This window comes from Bartonella sp. AA74HLJMH (assembly GCF_042197045.1).
Lineage (GTDB): Bacteria > Pseudomonadota > Alphaproteobacteria > Rhizobiales > Rhizobiaceae > Bartonella.
Genome location: NZ_JBHIRJ010000002.1, coordinates 246,196 through 266,506, shown reverse-complemented (window position 1 = coordinate 266,506; position 20,311 = coordinate 246,196). Strand labels below are relative to the sequence as shown.

Below are 20,311 nucleotides of genomic sequence, written 5' to 3'. Positions count from 1 at the left end.
TGCGGGAGACTGGATGTATATCAGAAATCTCAAATGGGGCGCTTCTCGTGGATTATTTTTTAGTGTCTTGTTGTGTTTGCTTTTGTCAGGATGTATGGTTGGTCCTAATTACCAGAAAACATCTTTTCGTGTTCCAGCAGTTTGGGGAGAAAAATCTGCACAGACTGCTGGGCAGCCCGTTGCGCTTGCCGGATGGTGGCGGCATTTGAATGATCCTGTTCTAGATGCGTTAATGGATTACGCGATTTCTGGAAATAATAATGTTGCTGTTGCCAAAGCTCGGGTACGTGAGGCGCGTGCGGGTTTAGGACAGGTTGTGGGAACTCTTTTGCCAAATGTGTCCAATTCAATTTCAGGAACCCGTAGTCGTTCTGGACAGTCTGATGCATTGTTCAACCAGTATAGTAGTGGTTTTGATGCAAGCTGGGAGCTTGATTTTTTTGGTGGGCATAAACGTGCGGTTGAAGCGGCGCGTTATGGCCTTGATGCGGCTGTGGAAGATATGCGCGCTACCATGGTGACATTACTAGGAGATGTGGCAACAAATTATGTGCAAATGCGTGGTTGGCAACAAAAGTTGTTTATTGTGCGGCAAATTGCTGTATCACAACGTAAAACTTATGAACTGATGCGCGCTAGATTAACAGCTGGTGATGTTTCTGAGCTTGATGTTTCAAATGCGCAAGCACAAATGGCAAATACAGAAGCAGATATATCACAGATGGAAGCGAATTTAGCAATGAGCGTTCATCGCCTTTCTGTCTTAACTGGTCGTGTGCCTACGGCATTGAAGGATCTTTTACAAAAAAATGCTAAGCATGCAAAGATTCCACAACCACGCTGGCCGATACCAGCAGGAATTCCAGCCGATATTTTGTTAACACGTCCAGATTTACGACGGGCAGAGCGTCAATATGCGCAAGCGACAGCACGGATTGGTCAACGTGAAGCAGATCGTTATCCATCACTTACTTTAACAGGCAATATTTCGACAGCAGCAACGGCAATTGATCAATTATGGAAAAATTCAACGATTGGCTGGTCTTTTGGACCTGGTCTTCGTTTTCCTCTTTTTAATGGAGGTCAGGTCGAGGCTTCTATTGCGGTAGCGCGCGCGCAGCGTGATCAAGCTTTTATTACTTATCGAGCTGCTGTGTTGGAAGCTTTAGAAGATGTAGAAAATGCGCTTGTAAGATTAACGAAGGAGCATCAACGCTTAGAAAAGCTAATCGTTGCGAATAAAGCTTCTCTTCATTCCTTAAAACTTTCACGGAACCTTTTTGAGAATGGAAATACCAGTTTTCTTGAATTGTTAAATGCTGATCGCTCTTATTATTCTGCACAAATGGCGCTTAAAGATAGCCGTGTTTCTTTGGTTACGCAATATATCACGTTGATGAAAGCATTGGGGGGGGGCTGGGATGGCGTTGTTGATGTATCGCGTCCAGAAGTCGTTGATAATGCACCTCGTTCGCGTGCAAAGGTAGGGAAATGAAAAAAAACTTACTCAAAAATTTCATTACAAAACACAAAAAACTTTCCTTCTTTTTAACTGCTATATTTCTCATTCTCTTGTTGTTATGGTTACGTTCTGTTTTTTTTGGAACATCTGCTCCAACTTATATAACAGCGGTGGTGAAACGTGGGGATATTGAGGAAAGTGTTTTAGCTTCTGGTCTTGTACGTCCTTACCGGTTGGTGGCTGTTGGTGCGCGAGCAACAGGGCGTGTGGTGTCAATGCATGTTTCCCCTGGGAGTGTTGTGAAAGAAGGCGATCTCTTGGCAGAAATTGATCCTACAGATCAGGAAAATGATTTAAAAAGAAAAAAAGCAGCATTATCGCATTATTATGCGAGTTTGGTAGAACAAGAAGCCTATCTTTCTCTTGCACAGAAAAATTTAGAGCGTCAGAAAAAAATGATTGAAACACGTGCGGTTTCACGTGCGAACCTCGATGAGGCTACGACACAGGTGAAAATACGCGAGGCGCAAATTGAACAACTTCGTCAGCAGATTGTGCAAGCACAAATTGATGTGGAGAGTGCAGAGGTTAATTTAGGTTATACACGCATCACTGCCCCTTCAGCGGGAACGGTTTTGGCAACAGTTGTGGAAGAAGGGCAGAATGTGAATGCGGTTCAGTCGGCGCCAACGATTGTTATTTTGGGTGATTTATCAAAGATGACGATCAAGGCGCAAATCTCAGAAGCAGATGTTCTTAAAGTCCGAGCTGGACAACCACTTTATTTTACAGTTCTAGGTAATTCACAGCGTCGTTATGAAGGCGTTTTAGAAAAAGTAGAGCCGGCTCCTGAAGCAATTCGTGCTGATGTGAGTATTAATCCTGGTATGGTGAGTGGTTCTAGTGCTTTAATATCATCGGCTATTTATTACAATGGAATTCTACATGTTGATAATGCGGACAATTTTTTGCGAACCTATATGACTGCTCAAGTTCATATTATCTTAGGGCGCGCGCAGAATGTCTTGTTGGTTCCAAGTGATGCTTTACGCGATGAGACAAGAGAGCGTAAAGCATGGGTTTCTGTTTTGGTGGGGGAAAATAAGGTGGTTACTAAACAGGTGAGCGTTGGGTTGAATAATAAGGTTATGGCAGAGATTGTTTCAGGACTTAACGAGGGTGATGTCGTCGTCACCAGTTCGTCTGATGGAGTGATGCCAGAGTCTTCTCACATGCACAGCGAAGACGAGAGTTAAAGCATGAGCACAAATCAAGCAGATGCTGTCTTCGTCTTGGAAAATATTGTGCGCAAATTTCCTGCGGGCGAAGCGTTTGTTACCGTTTTGAAAAACATCAATCTTACCATTAAACGTGGTGAAATGGTGGCAATTGTAGGTGCTTCCGGTTCAGGTAAATCGACCTTGATGAATATTTTAGGCTGTCTTGATCGTCCAACTTCTGGTCGTTATTGGATCTCTGGTAAAGAAACAGCTTCCCTTTCTGCGGATGAATTGTCGGCTTTGCGACGTAATCATTTTGGTTTTATTTTTCAGCGTTACCATTTGTTGAATGAATTGACAGCTCTTGGTAATGTTGAAATTCCGGCTATTTATGCGGGATGTGCCGTGGAAGCAAGGAAAAAGCGGGCACAGGATCTTTTAACGCGTTTGGGCATGGGTGATCGGATAAATCATCGTCCAAATCAGCTTTCCGGTGGTCAGCAACAACGTGTTTCTATTGCTCGGGCGCTCATGAATAATGCGGAGGTCATTCTTGCAGATGAACCAACTGGTGCATTGGACAAAAAGAGTGGGCAAGAAGTATTGCATATTTTGGATGAACTTCATCAAGAGGGGCGTACCATTATCATTGTAACCCATGATATGCAGGTGGCTGAAAGAGCAGAGCGTATTATCGAAATCAGTGATGGGGAAATTATTGCTGATAAACGGTCAAGGGTTGCAAAAACAAAAGTTGGTGGAAAATCTTTTCAGGAACAACAAAATCTAAAAGGCCAACAAAAACTGGGCTTTTTTCGTTCTTTTGTTGAGCGATTCCGTGAGGCGTTTGTGATGGCTCTGTTGGCAATGAATGCACATCGCATGCGGACTTTTCTAACAATGCTTGGGGTGATTATCGGTATTGGGGCGATTATTGCTATGGTGGCTTTAGGGAATGGTACACGAGAGAAAATTCTGGAAAATTTTAAAAGTTTGGGTACTAATACATTAACCATTTTTCCTGGTAAAAGTTTTTCTGATCCACAAGCAGAAAAAATAACCAGTTTGGTTGAAGCTGATGCAGAAGCCTTGTCTGGATTACCTTATGTTTCTGGTGTGACACCACAGATTTCAGCAAGCTCGAAAGTGCGTTTTGGTGCAGTTGAAGTCAATGCCATTATTGCGGGGGTGGGAGAACAATTTTTTCAGACACAGGGGCTCAAAGTTTTCAAAGGACAGTTTTTTGATCAAAAAAGTGTCCATGATCGGGCGGTTGATCTCGTGATCGAGAAAGAAGCATTGTCTGTTCTTTTCCCCCATAGCCATGAAAGCCCCCTTGGAAAGGTGGTGAATGTGGGTAATGTTCCTGCGCGTATTATTGGTGTTGTTGATTCGCAAAATAATGCAAGTGGAGATACATCAAATACTTTACAGCTTTATTTACCCTATACAACAGTGCAGACGCGTTTTCTTGGTACAACAGAAGTTCGTGCAATTATTGTTAGGATTGCTGATGATATTGATTCATATTTAGCGGAGACCATGATAAAACGTTTTCTCATTATGCGGCATGGCGGGGAGGATTTTTTCATTAGAAATTCTGAATTTTTCCGTGAACGTGTTATGGAGAGTACAAATATTTTAACACTTTTAATTTCTTCAATTGCAGCTATTTCCCTAGTTGTGGGGGGTATAGGGGTGATGAATATTATGTTGGTCACAGTTTCTGAGCGGATCAATGAAATCGGTGTGCGTATGGCAGTTGGTGCACGGCAAAGTGATATTTTACAGCAATTTCTCATTGAAGCGATTTTGGTTTGTGTGATTGGTGGTGGTTTGGGGATCTTGCTTGGACTTTCTATCGGTGGCTTGTTTCTTCTGTTTAAGGCACCTATTCATTTGGTTTATACTATTGAATCGATCATTATGTCTCTTACTTTTTCAACCCTCATAGGAATATGTTTTGGCTTTTCTCCAGCGCGGCAAGCTTCACGGCTTGACCCTGTTGTCGCTCTTTCACGCGATTAAGCTTTATCAATTGGGGCATGTTTGTTCGTGATGCTTTCCACTTGGATGAAGCATTTATGAAGCGAAACATGAATGGAAAAAGTTTAGCATTATTTGCTGCTCTATTTTAGAAAACGCTTTGTTCATTAAGTGGAGTGTACCACTAGAGGTGAACGTTTTATAGGGCACCCCATCATGTGAGATATGGTAGGCATATAAGCCTTCTTGAGGCATTAAATGTTTTGAGAATGCATGATGAATATTTTAAATCTTTCTTGTCGAGTCTTATGGAAGTAAATCCTATTAAGGAGAAATTAAATAGAACCCGTTAGAATGAGATTGCTTGCAGACTGAATTTTGTTAAAAATTCTCGTCTTCTGAGATGTGAAGAGGAGGACAAATGAAATATACTGCGCGACGATTCTTAAGATTTAACCTAAAAAGAGGCGGGGGAAGTGAATAGTATATCTGCTAACAAACAAAAGAACAAAAAAGAAGGTTGATGCCAAAAACAGCTTAAACCTCCGTTCTTCCAAAAAAATGAACTGGTATCGAGATAGTTGAGCAGTTTAAGAGGTTTCGTTTAGTCTTTTTAAGATTTTCGGAAAAGAGGTTATGAGGATTTCTCACTTTTAGTTTTGCAGAAGGTGGTGCAAATTATAGGTGTTTAGGTTTATGCAAATAAATTATGATCGTGCTCAAGTTTTAAAATGTGACCTAAGACACAGCTATTTTCTGTTCCTTTATGCGAGTAACTTAGCTTTCTTTAGAATATTTTGTTTAAGGCATCGCTTTTTTCTGCCTTATCTCATGATTTTGGAGCTGAAGGATAAACAAGCCATTTGAGTTTCTAGGGTAAGGATGCCGTCAGATACTCGGTAGGGGGCGTGATCTTAAGAACTAATACCGTGAGATGCGGGTTTGATTTCATGAGTTTGGTGAGGAAGACAAAAAGTTTGAGAGGCGGATAGCTTCTTATTTTGAATGATGTATGAATGAAAGGGGCTTTCATTTATTGAAAAAGAATAAGCTCATATTCAGCAGATGTGAGATGAAGTAAGAGAACATCGTAATACCAAGCTGCAATTATGCTGCTAAAAAACATAATGGCCGCTAGTGATGAGCAATGGTATGTCTAGTTGGTATGGTATTCTTCCTCCTGCTACAAGTTCGATACGGAGCGCCATTGTGTTGCACATTAACACTCTTGTTTTAAAGAAACATTTCTCAAGGTATCCAAGCCTATTTTGCGACGCTGTTCATGGTAAATCTATTGAGCACCTCCATCTTTACGCTTATGAAGTAATAAGCCGGCACCATCATTATATTTGCCAGCTCGTGGGTGTTGCTGATAGACCTTGCATTAAGACGGTTCATAAGAGCCATTTTTAGTCATTTCTTGTACAGTTTTTCTCCACACACTCATCCCGCTTGTGATGTGCAAGCGGGTGGTTTTGATTGATTCAAGATAAACAGATTTGAAATGAGAAAATCTTACGTTATTCAGAGTTCTAATTTAATATGAATGACGCTATATTATCATTATAAATCAATATATTGTACATATAAAAAAGAATTCTAAAACCACCCGCTATAAAGTATAAGAAGCGAATAATTAATCTACGAAAGAACAAAAGACAAAAAAATATTCAAAAATCAATATTTTGAATATCACAACTAATATTTTGCGTATTTATAGTGAAATTATATGCATGATCGTTCGTAAAATGCGCTGTTTTGTGTGTGGAGTTTCTTCCTTGGTATCTTGTGTGTTCGCAGGTGTCTTATCCATTTCCTCCTCTCATTCTTAAGCTAAATCCTAAAATTATTGCGCACTTTATTGTGTATTCTTAACAAAAGGCAAAAAATATTTTCAAAATCATCACGCCTTACCGTTTATTTCCATAGGGATATAGACATCAATAAATGCATCATATGATTTGGGGGATACTCAAAAAGATCAAAAGATTCTCTCTTGTTGATTTAATTAAGCATAGAAGAAATATCTTAAAATCAAGCAATTTTAAGCTTTTTTTAAGTTTTTTGGGTAGAACAAGAGGCATTAATGAATAGGTCTAGATTCGATAATTGAAGATGTTTTTAATAGAGAGAAAAGCATGACGACGCTGCAATCGCTTTTACAGAGCTATCGTGATGAAGCGCGTACCGAACGAGATAAAGGTACATATTTTGAGCGTTTTGCTCTTGCTTATCTGACACATGATCCTCTTCAGTCTGGGTGTTATGAGAAGGTTCAAACCTTTAAAGATTGGGCTCGTGAAAATGCTTGGGATGGTCGGGATACCGGTATTGATCTTGTGGCAAAGCTTCGTGATGAAGAGGGATTTGCAGCAATCCAATGTAAATTTTATGATGCAGCCTATCGGATTAGAAAAGCAGATATTGATAGTTTTATTTCGGCATCAGGGAAAGCTCCATTCAAGCGGCGTGTTATTATAGATAGTACTGAAAGTACTTGGAGTGATAACGCTGAAACAATGATACGGGGGCAGGATATTCCTGTTATACGGATTAATCTTTCCGATATACAACAAAGTCCGATCCGTTGGGAAACTTTTGCAGCCCAGGGCAAAGTTGTTTTGGAGGATAAAAAGAAGTTGCGTCCACATCAATTGGAAGCATTGCGTGATGTGCGTGCTGGGCTTGCTCAAGCAGATCGGGGGAAGCTTATTATGGCTTGTGGTACTGGTAAGACATTTACCAGTCTTAAAATTGCTGAGGATTTGGCGGGTGAAGGCAAGTTTGTTTTGTTTCTTGTTCCTTCCTTGGCACTGATGTCACAGACGGTGCGTGAATGGACAACGGATGCAGGAATCGGATTGAGATCTTTTGCTGTTTGTTCCGATACACAAGTGGGAAAGCGTCGTAAAAATAGTGATGATGTTGCTGAAATTGATGTGTTTGATCTTGCTTTTCCGGCGACAACCGATGCTGCTAAACTTGCAGAACAGGTGGCGAAGAGTGTTGCAGATAAGATGACCGTGGTGTTTGCAACCTATCAATCTATTCAGGTGATTGCTGATGCTCAGAAAAACTATGGTTTGCCAACATTTGATCTTATCATTTGTGATGAAGCGCACCGTACAACAGGGGCAACGCTGGTGGGCGAGGATGAATCCAATTTTGTTAAGGTGCATTCCAATGATGTTATTCGTGCCAAGAAACGCCTTTATATGACAGCGACACCACGTATTTTTGGTGATAACGCAAAAAGTCGCGCGAATGAAGTTAATGCTGTTCTTGCTTCTATGGATGATGAAAAGCTTTTTGGTAAAACACTTTTTTATCGGGGTTTTTCATGGGCAGTACAAAATGATCTTTTAACAGATTATAAGGTTATTGTCTTAGCAATGGACGAAAAATTGGTCAGTTCCGCTGTTCAGAAGCGCCTTAGTGATAGCGATTCTGAGCTTATTCTTGATGATGCAACAAAGATTATTGGCTGTTATAAGGCTTTGACAAAACAAAATATGAAGGCTGATGTTGGTACGGATTCATATCCTATGCATCGTGCTTTAGCATTTTGTAAAACTATTAAAAGTTCTGAACTTGTGCGTGATGAGTTTTCTACGGTTGTTAGAGAATATCTTGATTATACGAAAGAGGATACAGAAAATGAGCATTTTCTGAAGTGTGAAATTGAGCATGTTGATGGCACTTTTAATGCGAAGGATCGTGGTGCATTACTTGACTGGTTGAAAGCTGATAGTGGTGAGGATGTTTGTCGTATTTTGACCAATGCTCGGTGTTTGTCTGAGGGGGTGGATGTTCCGGCTCTTGATGCGATCATGTTTTTAAATCCACGCAAAAGCCAGATTGATGTTGTGCAAGCGGTTGGGCGGGTGATGCGTCGCTCTGAAGGTAAAAAGATGGGATATGTCATTTTGCCAATTGGTATTCCTCCTGATACTCCAGTGGAACAGGCTTTGAACAACAATGATAAATATCGGGTTATCTGGCAAATTTTAAATGCTTTGCGTGCGCATGATGATCGTTTTGATGCGACGATTAATAAGGCATCCCTCGGGCAAGATATCAGCAATGTGATTGAGATTATTGGTGTCACGCAGAGCACTGAGTTACAGGCTGTTACGGCTGTTGTAGACAATCTTCCGGTTCGCTCACAGCCTGCACGAGCGGGAATTGGAAGTCTGGAGCATGATTGCTTTCTTACAGAGCAGGTAAACGAGGAGTTTTCTTTCTGCGTAGATGAACTTTCTCGTGCGATTTTGGCAAAGATCGTTAAGAAATGTGGGACACGTGATTATTGGGAGGATTGGGCGAGCAATATTGCTGAAATTGCTAAGAATCATATCACGCGCTTAACAGGCATTCTGGCAGAGCCAAATACTGAGGCGCGTCAAGCCTTTGACAGGTTTGTGGCAGAACTGCGTGATGACTTAAATGATGCTGTTACAGAAGCTGATGCGATTGAGATGTTGGCACAGCATATTATCACGCGTCCTGTCTTTCAGGTGTTGTTTGAAGGCTATCAGTTCACACGTGAGAATCCTGTCTCGCGTGCTATGCAGCGTATGCTTGATGTGCTTGATGAGGCAAATCTTGATAAGGAATCCAAAGATCTGGAAAAATTTTACGCAAGTGTAAAATTACGAGCCAGTGGCATTACGGATCCAAAAGCAAAACAGAGGTTGATTGTAGAGCTTTATGATAAGTTTTTTCGTTATGCTTTTCCACGCACTGTAGAAAAACTAGGCATTGTTTATACCCCCGTCGAGGTTGTGGATTTTATTTTGCACTCTGTCAATGATGTCTTAGAGCAAGAATTTGGGCAAACGCTTGGCTCACCGGGTGTGCACATCATGGATCCTTTTACTGGAACGGGTACTTTTATCACGCGGCTTTTACAATCGGGCCTGATAAAGCCAGAAGAAGTGAAACACAAATTTTGTCGTGAAATTCATGCCAATGAAATCGTGCTTTTAGCCTATTATATTGCAGCCATTAATATTGAGACGACCTATCATGGTCTGATGGGGGGCGATTATGTTCCGTTTGAGGGAATTTGTTTAACCGATACATTCCAGCTTTATGAGCAAGAAAAAGACCTGATCAGTGATTTGCTGGTGGATAACAGTACACGTCGGGCGCACCAGAAGGAACTGGATATTCGTGTTATTGTTGGCAACCCCCCTTATTCTTCTGGACAAAAAAGTGAAAACGACAATGCGCAGAATATTGGCTATCCTAAATTGGATCGTCGCATTCGTGAAACCTATGCCGCTCAATCTAAAGCAAGCAATGTTAATGGACTTTATGACAGTTATATTCGTGCCATTCGTTGGGCAAGTGACCGTATAAAAGACTGTGGTGTTATTGGTTTTGTGACAAATGCAGGTTTTATCAGTAGTTACTCTACGGATGGTTTACGAAAATGTTTAATCGAGGAATTTAGCAGCCTTTATATTTTCCATTTGCGGGGGAATCAACGAACTTCTGGAGAACTCTCTCGAAAGGAGGGGGGAAAGATTTTTGGTTCTGGGTCTCGCGCACCTATTGCGATTTCCATTTTGGTTAAAAATCCGGATGCACAACAGCATGGGAAAATATATTTTCGTGATATTGGAGATTATCTCACAGCAAAAGAAAAGCTCCGTGAACTTCAGAGGTTGGGGAGTATTGGTGGTATCACACGTGAACACAGCTGGCAGATGATTACACCTGATGAGCATGGCGATTGGCTGAATCAGCGCAATAATGATTTTGAAAAATTTCTAGCCTTAGGTGACAAGAAAGGCAGTGATAAAAGGCTCTTTGAAAATTTTTCTGGCGGTATACAAACTAGTCGTGATGCTTGGACATATAACTCAAGTCGTGAAGCTTTAGCAAAGAATATGAGCAATATGATTGCTTTTTATAACAGTGAAGTAGAGCGTTTTAATGCTGCGTATCTACATTCTGATCGCAAAGCACGTGCAAATGCTGTGAACGATTTTGTCAATACAGATTCTAGAAAGATTAGTTGGAGTAGTAGCCTTAAAGAAGAATTAATAAGGGGGAAAGCTTTTAAATTTAAAGATACGTATATTACCCAGAGCCTTTATCGTCCTTTTACACAACAGTGGCTCTATTACAATCGTGTTTTTAACCATAGAGTTTTACAAATGCCACGTATTTTTCCTCTGGAACAAGCGGCTGAAAATAAGGTGATACAAGTTACGGGAATTGGAGCAAGCAGTGGCTTTTCTGTTCTGATGACTAAGAATTTATCTAATCTTCATGCAATGGATACTGGTCAATGTTTTCCACGGTATGTTTATGAAGATGCTGTGTCCTTGAAAAATAAGGAGGGGGATCAGGTTCATTTGTTTGCAAATTTTGCAGAGGAAAGCAAAGAAACTGGTTTAGAGCGGCGTGATGCTCTTACGGATGAAGGGTTGGCTTATTTTAAGGCAGCTTATCCTGGTGAAATGATAACAAAGGATGATTTGTTTTATTATGTTTACGGGATTTTGCATTCTGAAGATTATCGTGCTCGTTATGCGCATAATTTATCTAAACAATTGCCGCGTATTCCAACAGTTAAAAAGGTAGAGGATTTTTGGGCTTTTGTTACAGCGGGGCGCAAGCTTGGTGATTTGCATATGAATTATGAAGAGATTGAACCCTATCCCGTTACCTATAAACAGGGAGATCCAAGAACTTGGGTGATTTCTGATGAGAAGAGTTTTTATCGTGTTGAGGCGATGAAATTTGCTGGTAAGCGTGGTGCTATTGATAAAAGCACAGTGATTTATAATGCGCATATCACGATGCAGAATATTCCTCTTGAAGCTTATGAGTATGTGATCAATGGCAGGCCTGCTCTTGAATGGGTTATGGAGCGGCAGGTTGTCAAAACGGATAAAGCGAGTGGGATTGTGAATGATGCCAATCGCTATGCTGTTGAAACGGTGGGTAATCCAGCTTATCCATTGGAATTGTTTCAGCGGGTTATTACTGTAAGCTTGGAAACAATGAAAATTGTGCGCAACCTGCCAAAATTGGAAGTGAGAGAAACTGAAAAGGTTAAATTATCCATTGTGCGGTAAAATAGCGCTGTGTCGTAACAAACTGGCACTATCACACACCTTGTCAGCTCGTGGGTATTGCGACAGCCCTTGGCACTTGAGACACGTCCATAAGAGGCATGTCTTTCTTGTACAGTTTTACGCTGCGCAGGCTCTCTTCCTTTGTGATGTGCAAGAAAATGGTTTTGATTGATTCAATAGAGAACAGATTTGAAATGAGAGAATCTGATGATATTGAGAGCTCTCATTCAAGTTGAAGCGTAATAAATTTCATTATAAATCAATATATTGTATGTGATAAAGCACCTTAGGCAGTGAGGTCGCTAAAATTATGACGCATGAGCTTTAGCGGCAGTGATGAATATTCTCAGGCAGGGTTTTCTTATCGAGCTTTATGTGAGTAAACCATATAAATGGAGAAGCTGAGTGGAACCTGTCCAGAGAAAGTGGATTGTTTACAAATCGTTGCTAATAAGAATCGTCGCCTTTTGAGATGTTGAGAGGAAATGACAATTCTCATGAAATCTGTCTTTTGAGATGTTCTGATATTGAAGTGAGCAGGTGGAACGCGTTAGACAAGAAGCTGAGTTATTATTGTTTACAGATCAATAGAGTTTAAAAATTTTCGTTCTTTTTGGGAGAGGAAACCAGACAAAAAGTGATCTTAGAGAGCGAAATGATTTCAAAAAAGATTGCGATAAAAAATGTAGGGTATTTGTCGCGGTGTGCGTTTTGAGCTTATTCCTATCTGTGATCTAAAATGCTCTTATGAAGATGCTTTTTAGAATAAGAGATTGTTACTAATATATTGACTTATAATGATAGTTTAATGTTCTCTCTGTTAAATGAGAAATCTAAGTATTATAAATTTTCTTATTTTAAATCTATTAAAATTACTTCTTTGCATGTCATATGAGGTTGGTATGTTCGTGTTTAAGAAAGGCGTAATGCATGCCTCTTACCAATTATCCCAAGAGGTTTAAGAGCTATCGTAATACTTGGGGGGTGGTAAAATATAGGGTGGGGCGGTTTGCATTTTTTATGAAGGGTAAGACAGTGGTGTAAATAGATTTTTATGACAAGTCTGGAGATCTTATGGCTGTCTGGGGGCTCTATTTACAAGAGCTTATATATTGGGATGGCATGTACAGATCCGCGCTGTGAGATATGTTTGGGATGTAAGAGATGTTTTGGGTGAACGTGCAAATACAGTGACACGTGCATTGGGATGTTCTGCGTTGTATGAGGGTAAGCTCTGTCGAGTTTTTATAGAGGCAACTCGTGTGGAAGGGTATGAAAGAAAGGTATGAAGCGGTTCGTGGGTGGCAAGGTTTTTAAAAAGTCAGAAGGATAAAGATTAGAATGCGGTTCTGATATAGACTTGGAGCGTTTTAATATATTGGAATATAAGAATGCGGATTTGATTGATCTGTTGTATTGCGCTTTCAGCATTGTTCTTTTTAACAGGATAGGCAATGAAATGGATATCAGGCATTAAATATTTAAGTTCTCGCATTGAGCGCCACACATGGTAATCATGGGTGACGATATAAAGGGTTTTATAGTGGTGTTTTTTGATCCAATCGGCGCTTTCTTTAGCATTTCCTCTGGTGTTAATCGCTTGATGCCCGATGTCAATACAACAGGAGATAAGCCGTGGGGTAATATGCATGTTGTGCATGAGACTTTTCAGATTGGTTGTGGTGTTTACGCCACTGATGAGGAGACGTGAACCAAGCCCCCTTTGTAAGAGATTAAGTCCTGTCTCTATTCGGTTTTCTCCGCCTGTAAGCACGATAATGGCATCCGCTTTGGGGAGAGGTGTTGGGGGAGAGAGTCGTTCAGTTTTTTCAGAAAAAATAATAAAACCGCCCCAGAAAATTAAAACAATGATTGAAAGAGTAAGGGTTGTCGGTGGAAAATAGCGAAATAAAAAGCAGGGAGACCAATTATTATAGTGGGTCCGTTTTGGAAGAGGACGTTCTAAATTGTTTTGCGTCAATGAGTTGAAAGTATTGTAAGTCATAAAATTAAAATAAACCGTTTTCACATTGATCAATTTTTTTCAGTTGCGCTAAAATAGTCATGCGGTTTGTAAGGGTGGTAAGAAAAGAAACGAAAATAATAAGAAAAATGATTTTTCCGTAGGGGATGGAACTTATGGAAAGATGTCCAAACAAAGCTGTTACTTGGCTAGCTTCTACTCTTCCCAAGTTATAATTCGTCCAGAGACAAAAGGCTGAAAATAGAAATATGCTTGTGAGACCACCATATAAAGCACCACGCAGCGCAGTTTTAAAAAAATGCCAGTCAAATTGGCGAGCAATGAAAAGAGTTTCAGTACCAAGGAAATATAAGACATTGATAATATGTGTATTTTCTGCCAATGCATTGCGGGTGGCAAAAATGATGGTGAGGATAAGAGAGCCTAAAACCAATGCTAAAATTGAAAAACCAATGAAAACAGTGGTGTGTGCCATGGCCGCAAAACGATGAACCCAAACACGGTGATCATCAAATTGACCTCCTGGAATTTGGGTTTTAATGGCGTGATTAATGGCTGCAAAATTGATTTTTTCATCCCCATTCAGGGTCACAATGATGAGGCGGGGAAGGGGTAGTTCATTGACATTGAAGCCTGTTCCAAGCCATGGCTCCAGTAACTTTTCTGTAGCTTTTTGGTCAACAATTTTTGCATCTTGTACACCAGAAAATGTTTTAACCAATTGTACGGCATCACGGAGTGCTTTGTTGATATCAACATTGTCAATGGGGCGTATTTGTATTGTTGCTTCATAGCTAATCTGATTACTCCAATTTTGGGCGGCACGTTGGACCAAATCAACACCGATTAAGGTGAGGCTTGAAAGAAATGTCATAATAGCAATCACGGCAACTAATGCTTTTCCAGAAATATTACCACTGGGAATAATCGCTGTTGTATTTTTTTTATTGCTTGTAAAAATGGGGAAAGATTTATTCATGAATCGTCATCCGTCCGTTATGGAGAAGCATACGCCGTGCTGCAACTTGTTCCATTAAGGCAATATCATGGGTGGCAATGATAACAGCCGTTCCAAAACGGTTTAATTCAATAAACAAACGGAGGAGGCGTTTTGCCAAGGGCGGATCGACATTTCCGGTGGGTTCATCGGCAAGTAGAATTTCAGGTTGATCAATGAGTGCGCGTGCAATGGCTACCCTTTGTTTTTCCCCACCGGAAAGAACCGGTGGTAAAACATGAATATGATCTCCAAGACCTACCCAACAGAGAAGATCTTCCACTTCACTGCGATAGGTTGCTTCTTCTTGTCCTTTAATGCGTAAAGGTAAGGAGACATTTTCATAAGTGGTCATGTGGTCGAGTAAACGAAAATCTTGAAAAACCACCCCGATACGTTGTCGGAGCGCAGGGAGCTCTTGTCGTTTGAGTAATGCTGTGTCTGTTCCAAAGAGATCAATATGACCGCGGGTGGGTTTGAGTGCCAAAAACATAAGACGCATCAGCGACGTTTTCCCTGCTCCAGAGGCACCTGTGAGAAATTGAAATGATCCAGGAGGAATATGAAAGCTAATATCACGAAGGACCTCAGGGCCCATTCCATAGCGTAGGCCGACATTTTCAAAATGAATCACTTTTTATTATTACTCCTGATTTTATATTGCATCATTTATTCTAAAAACTCTTACTTTCATTGCTTTAGATTTTTGTTGTAAGCTTGTTTATTTTAGATTTCATGGTTTTCAATATTTTTTATACACCCTCGTTATAGATAAATATTTTTGCTCAAGAATATTATCACTTATACTTTCTTTTTTTAGCCTTATTTATGATTTTAGCAGGAATTTCAAAGGGATTCTAGCATAAACATCAGAACTATTTTTCCTTCTTACTCAGAAGCTTTTTTTGCACTGAGTGGACATTGGGTGATTTTAAAAAGCTATGTTGCTCTTTTATCTTACTTTCTTATTCTTGTTCGTATCCCAATCCTGAGGTTTTGGCTTAAATTATTTCTTACCTCTCATGAAGAAAAGCGTTTGTTGTTAGAATGATTGAGCTTTTCATGAATTGTTTTGTTTTTTATTATCCTCGGTGGTTTTCGTAATAATGCTGAGATAATTTTAGCAAAAAACAAAAACCACCGTATGTTGTATTTCGTCGTGTTTTTTAGTTTTGTCGGTTGGCAATCAGATCTTCAACAACTTGTGGTTCGGCAAGAGTTGAAATATCTCCGAGAGTATCAAAATCGTTTTCAGCGATTTTTCGTAAAATACGTCTCATAATTTTCCCTGATCGCGTTTTGGGAAGCTGCGGAGCAAACTGAATTTTATCCAATATGGCAATAGAGCCTATTTCTTGTCTCACATGCTTGATAAGGTCTTTTTGCAATTCTTCACTTGGCGCTGTTCCTTCCATGAGGGTCACAAAACTATAAATTCCTTGTCCTTTAATGGGATGCGGGTAACCCACAATAGCTGCTTCTGATACAGCGGGATGAGAAACAAGAGCTGATTCAATTTCAGCGGTTCCTAATCTGTGCCCCGAGACATTGAGAATGTCATCAACTCGTCCTGTGATCCAATAATAACCGTCGCTATCGCGCCTACAGCTATCGCCTGAAAAATATTTTCCTTTATAGGAGGAAAAATAAGTTTGAATAAAGCGTTCATGATCCTTATAAAGTGTGCGCATTTGTCCTGGCCATGAATCACTGATACAAAGAGTGCCTTCTGCTTCACCTTCTAAAACATTGCCTTGGGCATCAACAATTTGGGGTTGAACACCAAAGAAAGGACGTGTGGCTGATCCTGCTTTGAGGGGGGTTGCACCAGGCAAGGGTGTGATCATATGCCCTCCTGTTTCTGTTTGCCACCATGTATCGAGAATCGGACAACGGTCATTTCCAACTGTATGATAAAACCATTCCCATGCTTCTGGGTTAATAGGTTCGCCTACCGTTCCTAAAAGACGTAACGACGTCCTGTCTGAGTGTTCAACAAACGAATTTCCTGCTCCCATTAAGGCGCGGATAGCTGTTGGTGCGGTGTAGAGTGTATTGACTTGATGCTTGTCGACAATTTCCCAGAATCTGCCTTTGTCAGGAAAGGTTGGTGTGCCTTCAAACATTAAAGTGGTCGCACCATTACATAAAGGTCCATAAACCAAGTAAGAATGGCCGGTTATCCACCCAATATCAGCCGTACACCAGTAAACTTCATCGGGGTGGTAATCAAAAACATATTGGTGAGTCATCGAGGCAAAAACAAGATAGCCTGCTGTGGTATGCAAAACACCTTTAGGTTTGCCGGTGGAGCCTGAAGTATAAAGAATAAAAAGCGGATCTTCAGCATTCATTGGTTCTGCTGGACAAGCTGTTTTGGCATGAGCTATCTCTTCGTGGTACCAAAAATCACGCCCCTCTACCCATTGAATGGGTCCACAAGTCCGCCGTATAACCATGACTTGGTCCACCTGCACGTTTTGGCGCGCGGCTATCTCAATGGCATGGTCAACGTTGTCTTTTAAGTTAATCCGTTTGCCGCCACGCAAGCCGTGATCAGCGGTAATCATAAAGGTTGATTCACAATCGACAAGGCGTCCTGCTATTGCCTCTGCAGAAAAGCCTGCAAAAATAACCGAATGAACAGCTCCAATGCGAGCACAAGCAAGCATGGCATAGGCTGCTTCGGGAATCATAGGAAGATAAATGGTTACTTTATCGCCTTTCTTAATGCCACGACTTTTCAAAAGATTAGCAAAACGACAAACATGTTCATAAAGCTCGTTATAGGTTATTTTTTTATCATGATAAGGATTATCTCCTTCCCAAATGAGCGCGATTTTGTCTCCATGGGTTTTCAGGTGGCGATCAATGCAATTATAGGTAACATTTGTTATCCCATCTTCGTACCATTGAATGGAGACATCTCCGTTAAAAGAAGTGTTTTTTACTTTTGTAAAAGGTTTAAACCATTCAATACGTTGACCATGTTTGGCCCAGAAGCTTTCTGGATCATTGATGCTTTCTCGATACCATTGTTGATAAGTTTCCTCATCGAGTAAAGTATTTTTTTTGATCTCTTCTGATACTGGATAAATTTTTTCAGTCATGTTTCCCTCTTTTTATTGTTTGGAAAAATCTGCCTCTGTATTTTTGTATGGTTATATTTGTGGCAGAGTTTTCCCAAAAGCTTTTCATTGTGAGGTTAGACTAAATGACAAAGATTAGAATAGTCAATTTTTAAATCTGATGTGATGATATTAAAGAAGGTATTCTATGTTTTTAGGATACTCAAATATAGCAAAACCTATTGCGGTATAGAGCTTTTTATAAACACACTAAGACATTTTAAAAATGTCTATTATAAAATATTTCTCAAAATTTGATATAAACCAACATCGTTAAATAAAAGACTCATAAGAAAGAATATACAGTTTATTAATAATGATTTTTTTAGAAAATCTTCCCAACTATAAGAAATAAAATTATAATAAAAAAGATATATTAAACCAGAAAAAAAACGTTGCTATAAGCGATTCAATAATTTTATGAGTAAAATCTGTGATTATATATGATAATTTCTCATTAATAGTATCGTTGCTACTTTATTCGGAGTGCTTGCAACTCATCCAATAAAGATTAATATAAACCAAAATATCTACGCAAAAAATTAGAAATAAAGAACATAATAAATGACGATAATGCCATTATAATAGACAATCTCCAACCTACGCCATTGAATATTTTAAAAGAAATGGCAATTATAGGAGTAATTATAATTAACATGCAAAACATTCTTACAATTTCATAATGAATATCCATTATAACAAAATCCTAGTTATAGTAATGAGATTAATAAATACTTATGAAAAATTTGTTCAGTATACTCGAAACTCATCCGATAAATATTAATATAAACCGAAGTATCTACACAAACTATCAAAAATAAAAAACACAATAACTGACAATAAGGCTATTTTTATAGATAGTTTCCAACTGTAGCCACCAATTTTTTTTAAACCAATAGCATATATAGGGATAACGACAATGAGAATGCAAAACAGTCTTATGATTTCATAAAGAATATTCATTATAACAAAATCCTGATTATAAGAGGTGATCCGCAATAGATATCCCTGAAAAATATTTTATCCATAGATGTAGATATTTAATTTTTGTATATTCTTACAAATATACTTACAAAATTATTTAACTTCAGAGATATCTTTGTCGCTATTCTCTATAAATTAGAACCAACACTCACGACCTTTTTCTATAAAGCTCCAAGCAGCACCTCCTATGTATCCCAATGATAAAGCTCCCATTCCACCTGTAAATGCACCCACTGGTCCCCCAGTTATACCACCTTGAATTGCACCAACTACTCCTGCCGGAACTCCTACTTCGCTGCCACGTGCATTCATGTGAGACATAAAAGCACCAGGACTACATGCATTTCCATGAGTAGGTCTTGAATTGTGCGAATGACCCAAAAAAGGACTTGTCGCCATATGACCGAATGTGTTGAATGAACCAAACATATTAATTCTCCTTAATTATCTATATTAAAAGTAGTATCATAATGATACATTTCAAATGGCTATTATGTATTTTTAGAAAAATGTCAAAGATAAACTTCAAAAATGGCAATAAAAATACTGTATAAATAATATATATTATGTATATATGGAATTATTATTCTTAAAAAGATAATAATATTACTTTCAATATTTTAAAATATAAGAAATTACACCATATTTTTCTTAATTAAAGTTTAAATTTAGAAAAATTGCGCATATGAAAAGTTGAAGTTTTTCTCTTTGTTTACGAGATCGACAAAGGAATAATGATAAAGAAATATCGTTATTGAAATCGGTCTCATTGCCATTGTTTTTCTTGCATGTATTATGCGCACATGCATGGGATTCGTTCTTTTATTTTTCAGGCGAATATTGACCGTATGTTATGCTTTGTAGAGCATGGAAAGCCTCTATGCTATCGTTGATCTTATAGATTGCTAGCATGTTGTTTAGCGCGGCTCTTGGTGCTCTATTGGGTATTTGAGATGTTTATTTTGCTCAAGTGACTTACATGAAAGAGTTTTGTTACTGTATTATGCAACCATAAACCTCTTTTTGTCTGCTTTATGCCATTGGCATGTGGGGAAATTGTTTACGCATGTTGGAGAAGTTAAGAGAATGCGTGATTTTCAATGAAAATCATTGCGATAATCGTATTCAATATTCTTTTGCTATTAGTGATTTTGCGACAGTTTTTTCATTCATGCTCAACGCCCCTCTTATTATTTTGCTTTTATATAAGGATTTATTTTTTATGTTGCTTTTGCTGGAGAGGCGTTCAGAGGGGAGTAAAGTAGAGCCAATATGCGAGAATATGAGAGCCAAATTGTAATGCTATTTTGAAGCTATTGTATGTGTTGTGGATGTGCCGGTGAGAAATTTGAGAAGACCAGCTTTTTTACTTATTTTGCTAACAGGATGAAAGAGGGGCTGGAATCTTTTTTGTTAGAATTGTTCTTTTATTAATATTGAAGGAAATATTTTTTCT

General features: G+C 39.2%; 9 protein-coding genes and 1 pseudogene. 4 read left to right on the top strand and 6 right to left on the bottom strand.

The features are described from left to right. Positions 1 to 13 precede the first annotated feature (13 nt). Genes ACFINH_RS02675 through ACFINH_RS02665 form a run of 3 tightly spaced genes read left to right on the top strand, consistent with a single transcriptional unit; the run spans position 14 to position 4,710 of the window. Complete coding sequence (locus tag ACFINH_RS02675; RefSeq protein ID WP_375613163.1) at positions 14 to 1,495, top strand: efflux transporter outer membrane subunit; 1,482 nt, start codon at positions 14 to 16, stop codon at positions 1,493 to 1,495. Then, complete coding sequence (locus ACFINH_RS02670; RefSeq protein WP_375632080.1) at positions 1,492 to 2,718, top strand: efflux RND transporter periplasmic adaptor subunit; 1,227 nt, start codon at positions 1,492 to 1,494, stop codon at positions 2,716 to 2,718. Before ACFINH_RS02675 ends, ACFINH_RS02670 begins: the two co-directional genes overlap by 4 nt. 3 nt (positions 2,719 to 2,721) lie before the next feature. After that, positions 2,722 to 4,710: a MacB family efflux pump subunit gene (locus ACFINH_RS02665; protein ID WP_375632079.1), complete on the top strand. Its 1,989-nt coding sequence runs from the start codon at positions 2,722 to 2,724 to the stop codon at positions 4,708 to 4,710. Positions 4,711 to 5,890: 1,180 nt separating this feature from the next. Here the strand turns inward: ACFINH_RS02665 and ACFINH_RS02660 are convergent. Further along, positions 5,891 to 6,075 (bottom strand): annotated as a pseudogene (locus ACFINH_RS02660) (integrase); the annotation flags it as partial. Between the two features lie 731 nt (positions 6,076 to 6,806). Between ACFINH_RS02660 and ACFINH_RS02655 the strand changes: the two are divergent. Then, complete coding sequence (locus ACFINH_RS02655) at positions 6,807 to 11,762, top strand: DEAD/DEAH box helicase (protein ID WP_375632078.1); 4,956 nt, start codon at positions 6,807 to 6,809, stop codon at positions 11,760 to 11,762. A 1,336-nt stretch (positions 11,763 to 13,098) separates the two neighbouring features. Here the strand turns inward: ACFINH_RS02655 and ACFINH_RS02650 are convergent. The 5 genes from ACFINH_RS02650 to ACFINH_RS02630 all read right to left on the bottom strand — a co-directional run bounded on the left by ACFINH_RS02650 (position 13,099) and on the right by ACFINH_RS02630 (position 19,284). Further along, on the bottom strand, positions 13,099 to 13,767 hold the full coding sequence (locus tag ACFINH_RS02650; RefSeq protein WP_375632077.1) for a YdcF family protein: 669 nt from the start codon (positions 13,765 to 13,767) through the stop codon (positions 13,099 to 13,101). A gap of 4 nt (positions 13,768 to 13,771) precedes the next feature. After that, on the bottom strand, positions 13,772 to 14,725 hold the full coding sequence (locus tag ACFINH_RS02645; RefSeq protein ID WP_375632076.1) for a cell division protein FtsX: 954 nt from the start codon (positions 14,723 to 14,725) through the stop codon (positions 13,772 to 13,774). Next, a complete protein-coding gene (gene ftsE, locus ACFINH_RS02640) occupies positions 14,718 to 15,377 on the bottom strand; it encodes a cell division ATP-binding protein FtsE (RefSeq protein WP_273723097.1) in 660 nt (219 codons plus the stop codon). Before ftsE ends, ACFINH_RS02645 begins: the two co-directional genes overlap by 8 nt. A gap of 532 nt (positions 15,378 to 15,909) precedes the next feature. Beyond that, positions 15,910 to 17,853, bottom strand: coding sequence for an acetate--CoA ligase (acs, locus tag ACFINH_RS02635; protein ID WP_375632075.1), 1,944 nt, complete (start codon positions 17,851 to 17,853; stop codon positions 15,910 to 15,912). A 1,137-nt stretch (positions 17,854 to 18,990) separates the two neighbouring features. Next, positions 18,991 to 19,284, bottom strand: a complete 294-nt coding sequence (locus ACFINH_RS02630; RefSeq protein WP_375632074.1) for a hypothetical protein — start codon at positions 19,282 to 19,284, stop codon at positions 18,991 to 18,993. Between the last annotated feature and the right edge of the window lie 1,027 nt (positions 19,285 to 20,311).

Coding starts and splice junctions, on each gene's coding strand:
- ACFINH_RS02675 (WP_375613163.1), top strand. CDS start 14: ATGTATATCAGAAATCTCAAATGGGGCGCTTCTCGTGGATTATTTTTT.
- ACFINH_RS02670 (WP_375632080.1), top strand. CDS start 1,492: ATGAAAAAAAACTTACTCAAAAATTTCATTACAAAACACAAAAAACTT.
- ACFINH_RS02665 (WP_375632079.1), top strand. CDS start 2,722: ATGAGCACAAATCAAGCAGATGCTGTCTTCGTCTTGGAAAATATTGTG.
- ACFINH_RS02655 (WP_375632078.1), top strand. CDS start 6,807: ATGACGACGCTGCAATCGCTTTTACAGAGCTATCGTGATGAAGCGCGT.
- ACFINH_RS02650 (WP_375632077.1), bottom strand. CDS start 13,767: ATGACTTACAATACTTTCAACTCATTGACGCAAAACAATTTAGAACGT.
- ACFINH_RS02645 (WP_375632076.1), bottom strand. CDS start 14,725: ATGAATAAATCTTTCCCCATTTTTACAAGCAATAAAAAAAATACAACA.
- acs (WP_375632075.1), bottom strand. CDS start 17,853: ATGACTGAAAAAATTTATCCAGTATCAGAAGAGATCAAAAAAAATACT.
- ACFINH_RS02630 (WP_375632074.1), bottom strand. CDS start 19,284: ATGTTTGGTTCATTCAACACATTCGGTCATATGGCGACAAGTCCTTTT.